Origin of the sequence: Erythrobacter sp. 3-20A1M (genome assembly GCF_018636735.1) — a bacterium.
Lineage (GTDB): Bacteria > Pseudomonadota > Alphaproteobacteria > Sphingomonadales > Sphingomonadaceae > Alteriqipengyuania.
This window is the reverse complement of sequence record NZ_CP045200.1, coordinates 3,003,548-3,017,063: the sequence shown is the minus strand read 5'-3', so window position 1 is coordinate 3,017,063 and position 13,516 is coordinate 3,003,548. Positions and strand designations below refer to the sequence as shown.

Here is a 13,516-nt window from a genome sequence, read left to right as displayed (position 1 = left end):
CCAGACAGAGCTGAAACAGGATAATTGGTTTCGTGAACTATCTGAACGTTCTTCAGAACGAGTTGCAGGGCATGGCCAAAGGTGCCGTCGAACTGCTTCCCAATATCGCCATTGCCGTGATCGTCATCATTTTGACCTCGATCGTCTCGCGTATCATGGTGGGTATCGCACACAAGCTGACCAATAAGGCGCATATTCGCGAGGACTTGCGCCAGCTCGCGCAGACCCTGACCAAAGTGGTCGTCTGGATCGTCGGCATCCTGCTGGTGATGACGATCATCGTTCCCGATTTCACGTTCGGCGGTGCGGTCGCGGGCCTGGGGGTGGGCGCGGTCGCGATCGGCTTTGCCTTTCAGGACATTTTCGAGAATTTCCTCGCCGGCGTCCTCATCATGCTGCGCGACAAGATGCAGCTGGGCGATTACATCGAGGCGGAAGGGGTCGACGGGACGGTCGAGAAGATCACCCTGCGCGAAACCCATATCCGGCAGTTTTCCGGCGAGCTGACGATCGTCCCTAATTCGACGATCTTCAAGAACCCGGTGAAGATCTACAGCGACCGCCCCTTCCGCCGTTTTCAGATCATGGTCGGGGTGTCCTACGATACCGACCTGAGGCAGGCGCGCGAGCTCATTACGCAGGCCGTCGGCGCTGTGTCGGGCATCGACCCCGAACGCGGCTACGATGTCTATATCCGCGAATTCGGCGCCAGCTCGATCGACTTCCTCGTCCGCTGGTGGATCGACACCAAGGAAAACAGTCTGTTCGAGGTTCAGAACGAGGTCGTGCTGCGGATCAAGGACACGCTGGACGAAGCCGGGATCGAAATCCCGTTCCCCTATATCACCCATACCTTCAAGGAAGTGGTCCCGCTTGGGAAGGAACCAGGGACGTCGGTCGAGGACAGCTGATCGTTCGCGAGCAAGTTTGCACGCCGGGAGCGGCTGGTGGTCGCTCCCAGCGCGCTCGATCAAATCAGACCCTCGTCGACAAGTTCGCGCGTCCGCTCCAGAGTCGACAGCAGCGCGGCCTTATATCCTTCCTCGCTGTCGAACTGCGCCTGTTCGGCCTGTTCCTCCAGGCCGCCGGGCGCTTTGCCCCGCAATCCGAGATAGCAGTAGAACCGCAGCTGAAGTGCACCGGCATCGTCCTCGAACAGTTCGTTGACGATCGCACCTTCGCGTGGGCCTGTGGCCTGAAAGAAGGTCACCTTGCGCGCGGGCTCGAGCACGATGATCTCCCGCAAATCCTGCCCGCCGATCGTCGCCTCGCGCACGAAATGGGAGGAGCTTTCCTCGGTGACGTCGCACCGCGTGCAAAGACCGGGCGGCAGGAAAAGCCGGGCATCGCGCGCTTTGGCTTCGAGGCCTTTCCACACCTGCTCGCGGGTAAGCTTGGTCTGTCCTTGCGGATTCACCGGCACGGTCGCGGTAGAATAGATCATGGTGTCGTTCCTTGTTCGAAGAGAGAGTTAGCGGATCAGGCTGCGATCTGCGCGACATGGTCGCGATAGGTGCGTAAGGGGCGGCCCAAAATGTCGGTCAGACGGGCGACATCGCCGGGCTCGGGGATCATGCCGTCGGTCTGGAATCGGTCGGCCATCTGGCGCATGTCGTACGCCATCCAACTGGGCATCGCCTGCCGCATATTCCGCTCGAAACCGGCGGTATCGTTGCCTGGAAAGACGATCGTGCGACCCAGTACATCGGACCAGATCGCAGCGGCTTCGGCACCTGTCAGCGTGTCGGGGCCGACCAGATTCATCCGCGTGGTCGGCAGAGGCTCGGCCGAATTATCACGGCGGATCAGTTCGATCCCCGCGATTTCACCGATGTCGCGCACATCGATCATGGCGAGACCCTTGTCCCCGATCGGCATCGGATAGACGCCATGTTCGCGCACGATGTCGCGGATCGTGATCTTGTTATCCATGTAATATGCCGGGCGCAGGATCGTCGCTTCGAACCCCATCGCGTCGATCATCCGCTCGACCCCGAACTTGCCGGCGAAATGGGGTACGTTGACGTACACATCGCTGTGGATCACAGACAGATAGACCACCCGCTTCACGCCGGTTTCGCGTGCGACGTTCAGGGTGATCAGCGCTTGGGTGAATTCGTCCGCGACCACCCCGTTCAGCAGGAACAGGGTCGATATGCCGGACATTGCTGATCTCAACGAGTCGACGTCGAGCATGTCGCCACGGACGACTTCGACGGCGTCGGGCAGTTCGGCCTTGGACGGATCGCGGACGAGCGCCCGAACGTCTGCGCCGCGCTTTACCAACTGATCGACGACATTGCCGCCCACATTGCCGGTGGCGCCGGTTACGAGAATGGTCATGGTCTTCACTCCTTTGGGTTGAGCCGTTTGGCATTTCCCAAATTAGTGATCCACGAATGTGCAAATAGCCGCTATATCTGCACGCACTGTCTATCTGGTGGAACGATATGGATCTGCTCGCTCTTGCCGATTTCACGCTCGTCGCCCGTTACGGCGGTTTCGGAAGGGCTGCCCGCGCGACCGGGCGACCCAAGGCGACACTGTCCCGCCGCGTGGCCGACCTGGAGGCGAGCCTCGATCTGCGTCTGTTTGAACGTGGACCGCGTGATCTGAAGCTTACCGAAGAGGGCCGTGCGCTGTTCGAGCGCGGCGGCAGGCTGCTCACCGAGTTGGAGGAAACCACTGCCGAGATCGCATCCGGCGGCGATCGTCCGCGCGGGCGGCTGAGTGCCCGTGTGTCGGCGTTTCTCGAGCACCTGAAGCGCACGTTCCCGTCCGGCGCTCCCGAAGAACTGGCCGCTTTTGTCGATCCTTGACCCGGTGCGACCAAGGGTGATCTTACCGCGCCCGGTCGCCGCGATTAAAGGAGGCGGTTATGGACGCCACCACGGCAGAGCCGGCAATCGAACCCGTTCCGTCTTGCCCGCGCGAAAAATAGGGTTGGAGATAGGCGCTGTCCGCAGCCGAGATGTCGGTGTTGACATACGCTAGCGACACCGTCAGCCCCCGGACCGGTATTACGTCCGCGCCGAGCATCCAGTCGAAATAGCTGCCCGTAGGTGTGATGCTGGTGCCATTGGGGCCAAGGCCGGAATTACCATCAGAGTAGCCAATATGAGCCTTCAGGCTAACCGGGGTATCGGCCACGCCATAGACCGCATCGCCCGACAGATAGAGGTTGTTCTCCTTGTCGCCCGGGTCATCCGGCAGGCCGGCGGCGGCTGCCGCGCCGTGAGATAGACCTTGCCGAGCGACTCCTGGCGTGGGGCGTAGGCCACACCTGCAATCAGCGAGAGTGGACCCACATCGCCCGACAATCGTGCGAAGAGCTCGGCGAAGTCGCTCGCCTGTGCGCCGCCCGGATACATGTACCAGACCAGTCCCGTGTCGAGCACCCCCTCGCCGACCGGCACCTTCACCCCGCCGATCAGGTCGAGCTCCATGTTCGGGCCGCCGAACGTGCCCCAGCCGGCCAGGTTGGAGCCCCATGCCCCGACATAGACACCGCTTTGGTGCGAGAGGGTCACGCCGCCCTGCACCGCCATGCCGCGATCGGTCTGGGAGACGCCGCGGAAGCGATAATCGGAAATGAGGGTCGCGCTGCCTGACACAGACAACGGAGCCGGTTCGTCCGTCTGCTCTGCTTCGGATTGCGGGGCGGCGACCACAGCGGCGGGCCCCCCACCGTCCTGCGCATAGGAGGGGGCGGCAATCACGGCGGTAAGCGCGGCCAGGGTCAGGTATCGCATTGGAAACTCCTCGTCGTGCGACGGTGCACATCACCGCCAGACGGGAACCCCGATCCTACCGATCGGCATAAAATCGCCATGTGAATGGCCACACAGCGGCATGAAATTCGTATTAAATCGCGACATCGCAAACCCGATTTTCATGCAAATTTAATGCCCCACCCCCCGAACGCCCCGCGATTTTTCATGGCGCGCCGACGCAAAGAAACTCCTGAATGAAGGAGCTTCACGCATGACATTCGATCTCATCCTTGTTGGCCTGGTTGCCCTCGGACTGCTGGCCTATCTCACTGCGGTCCTGATCCGTCCGGAGCGTTTCTAATGACGCGCGCGACCCTGTTCGAGCGGGCGCTCGTCGTTCCGGCCATCCGGGAATCCTTCACCAAGCTCGATCCGCGAACGCTGGTGCGAAACCCGGTGATGTTTACCACCGCGGTGGTTGCAGCGGCGGCTACGGTCATCCTCGTACGCAGCGTCGTCGCCGGAGAAGTGGATGTCCTGTTCCAAGCGCAACTCGTTTTCTGGCTGTGGCTGACGGTTCTGTTCGGCAACTTTGCCGAAGCGCTGGCCGAAGGACGTGGGAAGGCGCAGGCGCAATCGCTGCGCAATACCAAGGAAAGCCTGGTCGCGCTGCGCGTCGGCAAGAGCGGCGCGACCGAGGAGATACCGGCGTCGCAACTGCGGATGGGCGATGTCGTGCTGGTTTCGGAAGGGAAGCAGATCCCTGCCGACGGCGAAGTCGTGTGGGGCGTGGCCTCGGTCAACGAGGCGGCGATTACCGGCGAGAGCGCCCCGGTCATTCGCGAGGCGGGTGGCGACCGTTCGGCGGTCACTGCCGGGACCACCGTCATCTCCGACCGGATCAAGGTGAAGGTCACGGCCGAACCGGGATCGGGCTTTCTCGACCGGATGATCGCGCTGGTGGAAGGGGCCAGCCGGCAAAAGACGCCGAACGAGCTGGCGCTCACCATTCTGCTGACCGGGTTGACGCTGATCTTCCTGGTCGCGGTCGGCACACTGCCGGCCTTCGCTGCGTTCGCCGACGGAGCCATTGCGGTACCAGTACTGATCGCGCTGTTCGTAGCGTTGATCCCGACCACTATTTCCGCACTGTTGTCCGCCATCGGGATAGCGGGGATGGACCGTCTCATCCGTTTCAACGTGCTGGCGAAGTCGGGTCGCGCGGTCGAAGCTGCCGGCGATATCGGCACCCTGCTACTCGACAAGACGGGCACCATCACCATCGGCGATCGGCAGGCGAGCGAATTCGTCGCGCTGCCGGGGGTCGCGGAGAACGACCTGATCGCGGCGGCGCGTCTTTCCAGCCTGGCCGACACCACGCCAGAGGGGCGCTCCATTGTCACGCTTGCGGGGGGTAGCGAGGAAGCGCCGCCGGATGGCGAGGTGGTCGCGTTCTCCGCCCAGACACGCGTCAGCGGCATCGACCTTCCCGGGCGAACGATCCGAAAAGGCGCCGTGGATGCGGTGCTGAAGCTGCACGATTTCCCAGAAGAAAAGGTCACCGCGCTCAGGACGATAACCGATCGGATCGCGCAGGCCGGAGGCACGCCATTGGCGGTGGTCGAGAACGAGCGTCTGCTCGGCGCGATCCATCTCAAGGACATCATTAAGGCGGGCATTCGCGAGCGGTTCGTCGAACTGCGCCGGATGGGCATCCGAACCGTCATGATCACCGGCGACAATCCGCTGACAGCCGCCGCCATCGCCGCCGAGGCGGGTGTCGACGACTTCCTCGCCGAGGCGACACCGGAGGACAAGCTCGCCTACATCCGCAAGGAGCAGGCCGAGGGCAAGCTGGTCGCTATGTGCGGCGACGGGACCAACGATGCCCCCGCGCTTGCCCAGTCGGACGTCGGCGTGGCTATGAACACCGGTACGCAGGCCGCTCGCGAGGCGGGCAACATGGTCGATCTCGACAGCGACCCGACCAAGCTGATCGAGGTCGTGGGCATCGGCAAGCAGTTGCTGATGACGCGCGGCAGCCTGACAACCTTCTCGATCGCCAACGATGTCGCGAAATATTTCGCCATCCTGCCCGCGATCTTCGTGGTGCTCTATCCTTCGCTCGGTGCGCTCAACGTCATGGGGCTCGCCAGCCCGTCGAGCGCGATCCTGTCGGCGATCATCTTCAACGCCGTGATCATCCCGTTCCTGGTGCCGCTGGCGCTGAAGGGCGTGAAATATCGCCCCATGCCCGCTGCCAGCCAGCTGCTGCGCAACCTTGGCATCTATGGCGGGGGGGGCGTGGTGGCGCCCTTCATCGGCATCAAGCTCATCGATCTGGCCGTGTCCGGCCTCGGCCTCGCGTAAGCCGCGAAAGGATAAATCATGCTCAACGCAATCCTTACCGTCATCCTGATCGTCGGCGGCACCGCGCTGCTTTCCTGGCCGCTCGGGACCTACATGGCGAAGCTGTTCGGCGGGCAATTCGCCCGCGCCGACGGCTTGTTCGCCCGCGCTGTCGGCGGCGCTCCGGCCCAGGACTGGAAGCAGTATTCGATCGCGCTGCTGGCCTTCAACGCGGTGATGTTCGTATTCGTGTTCGGCCTCCTCGCGCTGCAGCATCTCCTCCCGCTCAATCCTGACGGTCAGGGTGCGGCGAGCCTCGATCTTGTCTTCAACACCGCGGTGTCGTTCACCACCAACACCAACCTTCAGCATTATTCGGGCGAAAGCACCTGGAGTTACCTCGCGCAGCTCGGCGGGCTGATGTGGCTGCAATTCGTCTCCGCGGCGACCGGCATCGCCGCTCTTGCGGCGCTGGCGCGCGGGATCGGCGGCCAGCGCGACATGGGGAACTTCTTCGTTGACGTGCAGCGGGCCGCGTTCTGCGTCCTCCTCCCGCTGGCGATCATAGTCGCAGTCGTCATCGCGCTCGCCGGAGTGCCGATGACGCTGCAGGGCGCGGCGCAGGTCACCACGCTGGAAGGTGTGGCCCAGACGATCGCGCGCGGACCGGCCGCGGCCTTCGTCGCGATCAAGCAACTGGGCACCAATGGCGGCGGATTCTTCGGCCCGAACTCGACCCATCCGCTGGAAAACCCCGATTTCTGGTCGAACGGGTTCGAGATGATCGCGCTGATCCTGATCCCGATGGCCTGCGTCTGGATGTTCGGGCGCATCATCGGCCGCATGAAGCACGCCGGCGTGGTCTTCGGCGTGATGGCGGTGCTGCTGCTGGTGAAGGTGACCGCGGCGGTCGGGTTCGAAATGGCTCCGACGCAGGCTTTTGCCGGGCTGCCGGTGCTGCAGGATGTCGGTAATCTGGAAGGCAAGGAACTGCGGCTCGGTGCCACCACGGGGCCGCTTTGGGCTGTCCTGACCACCTCGACCAGCAATGGCTCGGTCGGCGCAATGCACGACAGCCTCAATCCGCTGACCGGTCTGGTGCCGATGGCGGGCATGTGGCTGAACGAAACCTTCGGCGGCGTCGGCGTGGGCATGATCAACATGTTCCTCTACATCGTCGTTGCGGTGTTCGTGGCGGGGATGATGGTGGGCCGAACGCCCGAATATCTCGGCCACCGTGTCGAGGGGCGCGAAATGCGGCTGGCGGTGCTGGCGCTGATCAGCCACCCGGTGCTGATCCTGGGCGGCACGGCGCTGTTCGCGGCGACGGCGTGGGGCGTAGGCACGCTGAACAATGTCGGCGCGCACGGCTTTTCCGAAATCCTCTACGAATTCAGCTCGGCCGCGGCCAACAACGGTTCCGGGTTCGAGGGGCTGGGCGACAACACCGTGCCGTGGAACATCGCCACCGGCCTCGTAATGCTGATCGGGCGCTATCTGCCGATCATCGTCCCGCTCGCCATCGTGGGTTCGCTGATGGCCAAGCGCCGAAGCGCGGAAAGCGCGGGCACGCTCAGCGTGGAGGGCAACACGTTCGGGGTTATGCTGCTGATCACCATCCTGATCTTCGGTGCGCTGACCTTCTTCCCCGCCGCCGCCCTCGGCCCCGTCGCCGAACACCTCACGATGATGCGCTGATCCCTGCCAGACAAGGAACACAACCGATGAACTATCTTCTTCCCTCGCTCCGCCTCTGGCTGGTTACCATTCTCATCTGTGTGGTGGCTTACGCAGGCATGATGCTGGCTTTCGCGCAGACCGTCACACCGTGGCGCGCCGACGGCTCCATCGTGGAGGTCGAAGGGCGCGCGGTGGGCAGTGCGCTGGTTGCGCAGGAATTCACGGCCCCGCGTTATTTCTGGCCACGCCCCTCTGCCGCCGACTACGACGCGATGGGCGCGGCGGGCAGCAATCTCTCGCCGACCAGCGACGATCTGACGGCCCGGTCGCAGGAAACCATCGCGCGATATGGCGCAACGTCCGCAAACCCGCTTCCGGCGGATCTGGTCGCGGCATCGGGTGGCGGGCTCGACCCGCATATCTCGCTCGACGGCGCGCTCTACCAGGTCGACCGGGTCGCGCAGGCACGCGGCCTACCGCAAGCCGAGGTGCGCAATCTCGTTACCTCGCTTGCCTTCGCGCCTGGCGGGGTGTTCGCGCCGGAGCGGATCGTGAATGTGCTCGAACTCAATCTGGCGCTCGATCGTCTTGGGGCATAAACGGGAATCACGCCCATGACCGACCAGCCGCCCGTGAACGATGCCGAACGCTTCCTCCGGCTGGCGAAGCAGGAGCAGCGCGGGCGGCTGACCGTCTATCTCGGTGCGGCACCGGGCGTCGGGAAGACCTACCGCATGCTGCAGGAGGCGGCGCGGCGGCAGGCGGAGGGGGGCGATGTCGTGGTCGGCGTCGCGGAAACCCATGGCCGCAGCGAAACCGCAGCCCTGATCGAACCGCTCGAAGTGCTGCCCCGCCAGACCATCGAGCACCAGGGCCACCGACTGGACGAATTCGCCATCGACGCGGCGCTGGAGCGCCGGCCCGGACTGATCCTGGTAGACGAGCTCGCCCATACCAACGCGCCCGGCTGCCGCCATCCCAAGCGCTGGCAGGACGTGGCCGAACTTCTCGTCGCCGGGATCGACGTGGCGACCACGATCAACATCCAGCATATCGAGAGTCTGAACGATGTCGTCGCTGGTTTCACCCACGTCCGAGTGCGCGAAACGGTGCCCGACAACATCCTCGATCACGCCGAGATCATCGTCGTCGATTTGCCGCCCGAGGCGCTGATCGAGCGGCTTGAAGCAGGGAAGGTCTATCTGCCCGACACCGCCGGTCGGGCGCTGGCCAATTTCTTCACGCCGACGAAGCTTGCGGCGCTACGCGAGATGGCGTTGCGCTTCGCCGCGCGCAATGTCGATCGCCGCCTGACCGAACAGCTGGAGATGAGCGGCGAACGCGACAGCGATGTTGCCGGCGATCGGGTGATGGTCGCCGTCAGTCCGGGCAGGGGTGGCGCGCGTGTCGTGCGGCAGGCGAAGCGGATCGCCGACATGTTCCATGCCCCATGGACGGCAGTCGTGGTCGAAAGCGGCAGTGCGCGCGCCGTGCGCGGCAGCCAGCGCGAACAACTGGCGGACAATCTCGCCCTCGCCTCCTCGCTCGGCGCATCGTTGATGACTGTCGCCGCAACAGACATCGGCCAGGCGCTGATCGATCACGCGAAGGAATTGCGGGCGAGCCAGATCGTGATCGGAAAGAGCCGGCGCGGCCGCTGGTTCGAATGGCGTCACGGCTCCATCGCACAGGACATGATCCGGCGCTCCCATGGCGTGGCCGTGCATGTCGTGCCTCTGGATGAGGCCGACGAACGCCCCCATCGGGTTCGCGACGCCCACCCCTATCGCGATCCGCTGATTGCGCTGGGCCTCGTCGCGGCGACGGTAGGGCTTCTCCAGTTCCTTCCCAGGCAGGTTTCGGCGGGAGCGATCGATCTCGTCCTGCTCGTTCCCGTGATCCTTGCGGCGACGCAACTACGCATGAGCGGGGCGCTGTGGGCTGCCGTTTGGGCCGCCCTCGCCTACAACTTCTTCTTCACCGAACCCTATCACACGCTCGATATCTACGGCACGGAGGATATCATCACCTTCGCGGTGCTGGGATTGGTTGCAGCGGTCATCGGTGCGCTGGCGGGGCGTATACGACGCCAGGCGGAAACCAATGCCGGCGTCGCGCGTCTGAATGCCGCGCTCGCGCGGTTCGCCGGCCTGATGGGCTACCTTTCCACCAAGGAAGAAACCGCGCAGACGGCATGCGATGAGATTTCCGGCCTGCTCGATGTCGAGGCGATCGTCGTAACCGTGGAAGACGGACAAGTGCTCGTGCGCGGCAATGCGAAATACCCCTCGCTCGACATGGTAGAGGAAGCGGCAGCGCATTGGGCGCTGGAAAAGGGCGAGCCGGCGGGGCGCGATACCGGCACGCTCAACGCGTCCGACTGGCAATTCCATCCGCTGAAGACGTCGCTGGGCATCATGGGCGCTCTCGGTATCGCACGCCCCCTCGAAAGCCGGGTCATCCGACCCGACGACGCGACCTTGCTCGCCTCGCTGGTGGACCAGACCGCGCTCGCGCACGAACGGCTCGTACTGGAAGCGCAAGCGCGCCAGGTCGACACGCTGCGCGAGCGTGACCGGCTTCGCGGAGCGTTGCTCGGCAGCATCGCCCACGACCTGCGTACCCCCCTGACCGCGGTCATCGCCGCGACCGAAGCCATCCCGGCGGAAGGCAGCTTCGCCGAGGAAGTGCGAATCGCGCGCACCGAATCGCGCAGGCTCCAGCGGTTCCTCAACGATCTGCTGGAAGCGTCGCGGATCGAACATGGGACGATCGAACCCAGCTGGGAGAGCGTCGATCTTACCGATATCGTGACGGCAGTGCTGCGCGACCTGCGCCAGGATCGCGCCGACGCGCGGGTCCGGACCGCTGTCGATACGGATTGTCCGTTGATCCGCAGCGATCCACTCCTCCTGCGCCACGTGCTGATCAACCTGCTCGACAACGCGCTCAAATTCTCGCCGTCGGACAGCACGGTTACGGTGGAACTCTCCTGCGAGGAAGGAGAAGCGACGTGCCGCGTGCTCGACCGCGGGCCCGGGCTCCCGGCCGAGCACGCGGACTTGTTCGAGCGCTTCCACCGGCTGGAAGGCAGCGACCGGGCGGGCGGATCCGGCCTGGGCCTGTGGATCGCGAAGAACTTCGCCGAGGCCGTTGGCGGCACTATCGCGGCGCATAACCGCGAAGGGGGCGGCGCGATATTCGCCGTCAGCCTGCCGCTTAACGCCAAGAGAGGGGCCGCGGCCGATGCGTAGCGATGTCTTGATCGTCGACGACGAGCCCGCCATCCGACGGCTGTTGACGGGCGCCCTCGACCGGAGTGGCATCAGCCATCTAGAGGCGGGAACGGCGGGCGAGGCGTTGCGCCTTGCCGCTGCGCAGCCGGCGCCATTGGTCGCCCTGCTAGACCTCGGCCTGCCCGACCGCGACGGGCTGGAAATCGTGCCGCAGCTTGCCGGTTACGGACTGGCGGTAGTGGTCCTCACCGCGCGCGATGCGACGCAGGAAAAAGTCGCGGCCCTGGATCTGGGCGCCGACGACTTCGTGACCAAACCGTTCGATAGCGAGGAACTGCTCGCACGAATCCGCTCGGCCTTGCGGCGCAAGGCAGGCCCCCTCGCCGACGCATCGGCGCGCGAGTTTTCGGGCGGACGGATCGATCGGGATCGCCACCGCGTGACGATGGGCGACCGCCAGATCGATCTCACGCCGCGCGAATTCAACCTTCTGTGGGCGCTCGCCGATCGACCGGGCCGGGTAATCACGCACGAAACGCTGCTCGAAACCGTGTGGGGCCCTGCCCACCGTCAGGATCTCGATTATCTGCGCGTCGCGATCCGCGCGCTGCGCCGCAAGATGGAAGTCGATCCCTCCAATCCAAGGCTGATCGTGAACGAGCCCGGCGTCGGCTATCGCCTCGCGGTTGGATAGCGGCCAGCAACCTGCGCTTCGCGGTTGATCTTCGGCAGTTCCTTATCCTGCTCGATCTTCGCCAACTTGCGCTGGCGCTTCGTCGCACCGCGACCCCAAAACCGAACGGAAATGGTGCGCCCGACAGGATTCGAACCTGTGGCCCCCAGATTAGGAATCTGATGCTCTATCCGACTGAGCTACGGGCGCCCCGTCGCGCGGTTTAGAGAGGAGCGGCGCGCGAGGCAACGGCGCTGATATCAGTTCAACTCGTCGGGCTCTGCCACGGGAAACGGCAACGGCGCGACCGAGATGCCCTCGTCGAGCAACTCCTTCGCTTCCTGCAAGGTCGCCTTGCCGTGGATCGTGGCAAGGTCCTTCTCGCCGTAATGCATGGCCCGGCTCTCCTCCGCGAACGACGTTCCGACCCATTTGCTTTGCGACAATGCCTTGGCCTGGGCGGCCGCTAGGGCGCGCATCGCCTTCTCCACCGCAGGTGGTATCGCCCGGTTGCTCATGACCGTTTCGGAGCTACCGGATGCAGGGTCGCGCGGTGCCGGGTCCTGCCGGTTTGCCTTGGCCGGTATCGCGGGGGCCATCGGTGCCTTGCGCACCGCAGCGCTGTCGCATTCCGGGCAGGTGACCAGACCGCGCTCCAGCTGATCCTCGTATTGCGATGTCGAGGCGAACCATCCCTCGAACCGGTGAGAACCGTCGCAAATAAGGTCGAATACGATCATGGTCGCGCGGCTGTAGAGAGATCGCGCCGGTTGGCAAGGCTCGGGACCTGCGCCCGCACGTGATCGATGCGCGCCGGATCGATTTCGGCAAACCCCAGCCCGGGTTCTTCGCCGCCCATGTCGAGCAGAACCTCGCCCCACGGATCGATCACCAGACTATGGCCATAGGTCCGGCGACCGTCGGCATGCTCGCCGACCTGCGCGGCGGCGACCACATAGGCGCTCGCCTCGATCGCCCGAGCCTGTTGCAGGATATGCCAATGCGCCTTCCCTGTCGGGACGGTAAAGGCTGCGGGAATGGCGATGACGTCGCATCGCGCGGAGCCCAGGGCGTCGAACAGCGCTGGAAAGCGAATGTCGTAGCAGATAGCAAGGCCGAGGCGCCCGATCGGCGTCTGCGGCACAGTCACCACGGTATCGCCCGGCCTGTACGCGTTCGACTCGCGCCAGCTTTCGCCATCCGCGAGGTCGACGTCGAACATATGCAGCTTGTCGTAGCGGGCGCCTATTTCACCCGCCGGGTCTAGGACGAAGGACCGATTGACCCAGCGCCCTTCCCCCGTATCGAGAGCGACCGAGCCCAGCGCGATCCAGAGTCCATGTCGCGCGGCGGTCTCGCGCGCGGAGGCCAGCGTGGGATCGTCATCTTCCGATCGGATGGAGGAGGCGGCACGCTTTCGGTCACGATCCAGCATCCCGGTCATTTCGGGCGTGAAGAGCATAGCGGCTCCGTCGTCCGCTGCCTGCGCCGCACGTTCGGTCAGGTCTTGGGCGTTGGCATCAGGATCTATACCGGATGTCGCCTGCCATAGCGCGATGCGGGCCATTCAGCCCGCGAGCATTGCGTCGAGCTTCCCGGCGCTTTCCAGTGCGGCGAGATCGTCGGACCCGCCGACATGCGTATCGCCGATGAAGATTTGCGGCACGGTCGAGGCGTTCGGCGCGCGCTCGCGCATCTCGTCGCGCTTCGGCCCGCCCATGGTGATGTCGAACTCTTCGTATTCGACGCCCTTCTGATCCAGCAAGCGCTTGGCGCGCGAACAGAACCCGCAACCGAACTTGGTATAGATATCGACCTTGGGGGTGGACATAAGGGTATTCTCCTTGGTGTTGCGCGAGTCTTGA

General features: G+C 64.4%; 13 protein-coding genes, 1 tRNA gene and 1 pseudogene. 8 read left to right on the top strand and 7 right to left on the bottom strand.

The features are described 5' to 3' along the window. Positions 1-32 precede the first annotated feature (32 nt). Entirely contained in the window at positions 33-911 is an 879-nt protein-coding gene (locus tag F7D01_RS14585; RefSeq protein WP_215228159.1) for a mechanosensitive ion channel family protein, read from the top strand. 59 nt (positions 912-970) lie between these two features. On the opposite strand, the gene F7D01_RS14580 is transcribed toward F7D01_RS14585, so the two are convergent. Together F7D01_RS14580 and F7D01_RS14575 are read right to left on the bottom strand one after the other, a co-directional pair. Further along, positions 971-1,444, bottom strand: coding sequence for an AtaL-like protein (locus tag F7D01_RS14580; RefSeq protein WP_215228158.1), 474 nt, complete (start codon positions 1,442-1,444; stop codon positions 971-973). Between the two features lie 35 nt (positions 1,445-1,479). Beyond that, positions 1,480-2,343, bottom strand: a complete 864-nt coding sequence (locus F7D01_RS14575) for an SDR family oxidoreductase (RefSeq protein ID WP_215228157.1) — start codon at positions 2,341-2,343, stop codon at positions 1,480-1,482. A 107-nt stretch (positions 2,344-2,450) separates the two neighbouring features. Between F7D01_RS14575 and F7D01_RS14570 the strand changes: the two genes are divergently transcribed. Continuing rightward, on the top strand, positions 2,451-2,819 hold the full coding sequence (locus F7D01_RS14570; RefSeq protein WP_251566935.1) for a LysR family transcriptional regulator: 369 nt from the start codon (positions 2,451-2,453) through the stop codon (positions 2,817-2,819). Positions 2,820-2,841: 22 nt separating this feature from the next. On the opposite strand, the pseudogene F7D01_RS14565 reads toward F7D01_RS14570, so the two are convergent. Continuing rightward, positions 2,842-3,752, bottom strand: a pseudogene (locus F7D01_RS14565) (TorF family putative porin). A 232-nt stretch (positions 3,753-3,984) separates the two neighbouring features. Between F7D01_RS14565 and kdpF the strand changes: the two are divergent. The 6 genes from kdpF to F7D01_RS14535 are packed head-to-tail and all read left to right on the top strand — an operon-like array spanning position 3,985 to position 11,672. Beyond that, positions 3,985-4,074 carry a K(+)-transporting ATPase subunit F gene (kdpF, locus tag F7D01_RS14560; protein ID WP_215228156.1) on the top strand — a complete coding sequence of 30 codons (90 nt, stop codon included), beginning with the start codon at positions 3,985-3,987 and terminating at the stop codon, positions 4,072-4,074. Further along, positions 4,074-6,083 carry a potassium-transporting ATPase subunit KdpB gene (gene kdpB, locus F7D01_RS14555; RefSeq protein ID WP_215228155.1) on the top strand — a complete coding sequence of 670 codons (2,010 nt, stop codon included), beginning with the start codon at positions 4,074-4,076 and terminating at the stop codon, positions 6,081-6,083. The genes kdpF and kdpB overlap by 1 nt, the downstream gene beginning before the upstream one ends. A gap of 18 nt (positions 6,084-6,101) precedes the next feature. Next, a complete protein-coding gene (kdpA, locus tag F7D01_RS14550) occupies positions 6,102-7,760 on the top strand; it encodes a potassium-transporting ATPase subunit KdpA (RefSeq protein WP_215228154.1) in 1,659 nt (552 codons plus the stop codon). Positions 7,761-7,786: 26 nt separating this feature from the next. After that, positions 7,787-8,341, top strand: coding sequence for a potassium-transporting ATPase subunit KdpC (gene kdpC, locus F7D01_RS14545; RefSeq protein WP_215228153.1), 555 nt, complete (start codon positions 7,787-7,789; stop codon positions 8,339-8,341). Between the two features lie 15 nt (positions 8,342-8,356). Further along, positions 8,357-10,996 carry a sensor histidine kinase KdpD gene (locus tag F7D01_RS14540; protein WP_215228152.1) on the top strand — a complete coding sequence of 880 codons (2,640 nt, stop codon included), beginning with the start codon at positions 8,357-8,359 and terminating at the stop codon, positions 10,994-10,996. Then, positions 10,989-11,672, top strand: coding sequence for a response regulator transcription factor (locus tag F7D01_RS14535; RefSeq protein ID WP_215228151.1), 684 nt, complete (start codon positions 10,989-10,991; stop codon positions 11,670-11,672). The genes F7D01_RS14540 and F7D01_RS14535 overlap by 8 nt, the downstream gene beginning before the upstream one ends. 112 nt (positions 11,673-11,784) lie before the next feature. Here the strand turns inward: F7D01_RS14535 and F7D01_RS14530 are convergent. The 4 genes from F7D01_RS14530 to grxC all read right to left on the bottom strand — a co-directional run bounded on the left by F7D01_RS14530 (position 11,785) and on the right by grxC (position 13,482). Next, a tRNA-Arg gene (locus F7D01_RS14530) sits at positions 11,785-11,861 on the bottom strand. 50 nt (positions 11,862-11,911) lie between these two features. Further along, entirely contained in the window at positions 11,912-12,391 is a 480-nt protein-coding gene (locus F7D01_RS14525) for a DUF1178 family protein (protein ID WP_215228150.1), read from the bottom strand. Then, entirely contained in the window at positions 12,388-13,218 is an 831-nt protein-coding gene (locus tag F7D01_RS14520; protein ID WP_215228149.1) for a carbon-nitrogen hydrolase family protein, read from the bottom strand. Before F7D01_RS14520 ends, F7D01_RS14525 begins: the two co-directional genes overlap by 4 nt. Further along, positions 13,219-13,482, bottom strand: a complete 264-nt coding sequence (gene grxC, locus F7D01_RS14515; RefSeq protein ID WP_215228148.1) for a glutaredoxin 3 — start codon at positions 13,480-13,482, stop codon at positions 13,219-13,221. It abuts the gene before it with no gap. Positions 13,483-13,516 lie beyond the last annotated feature (34 nt).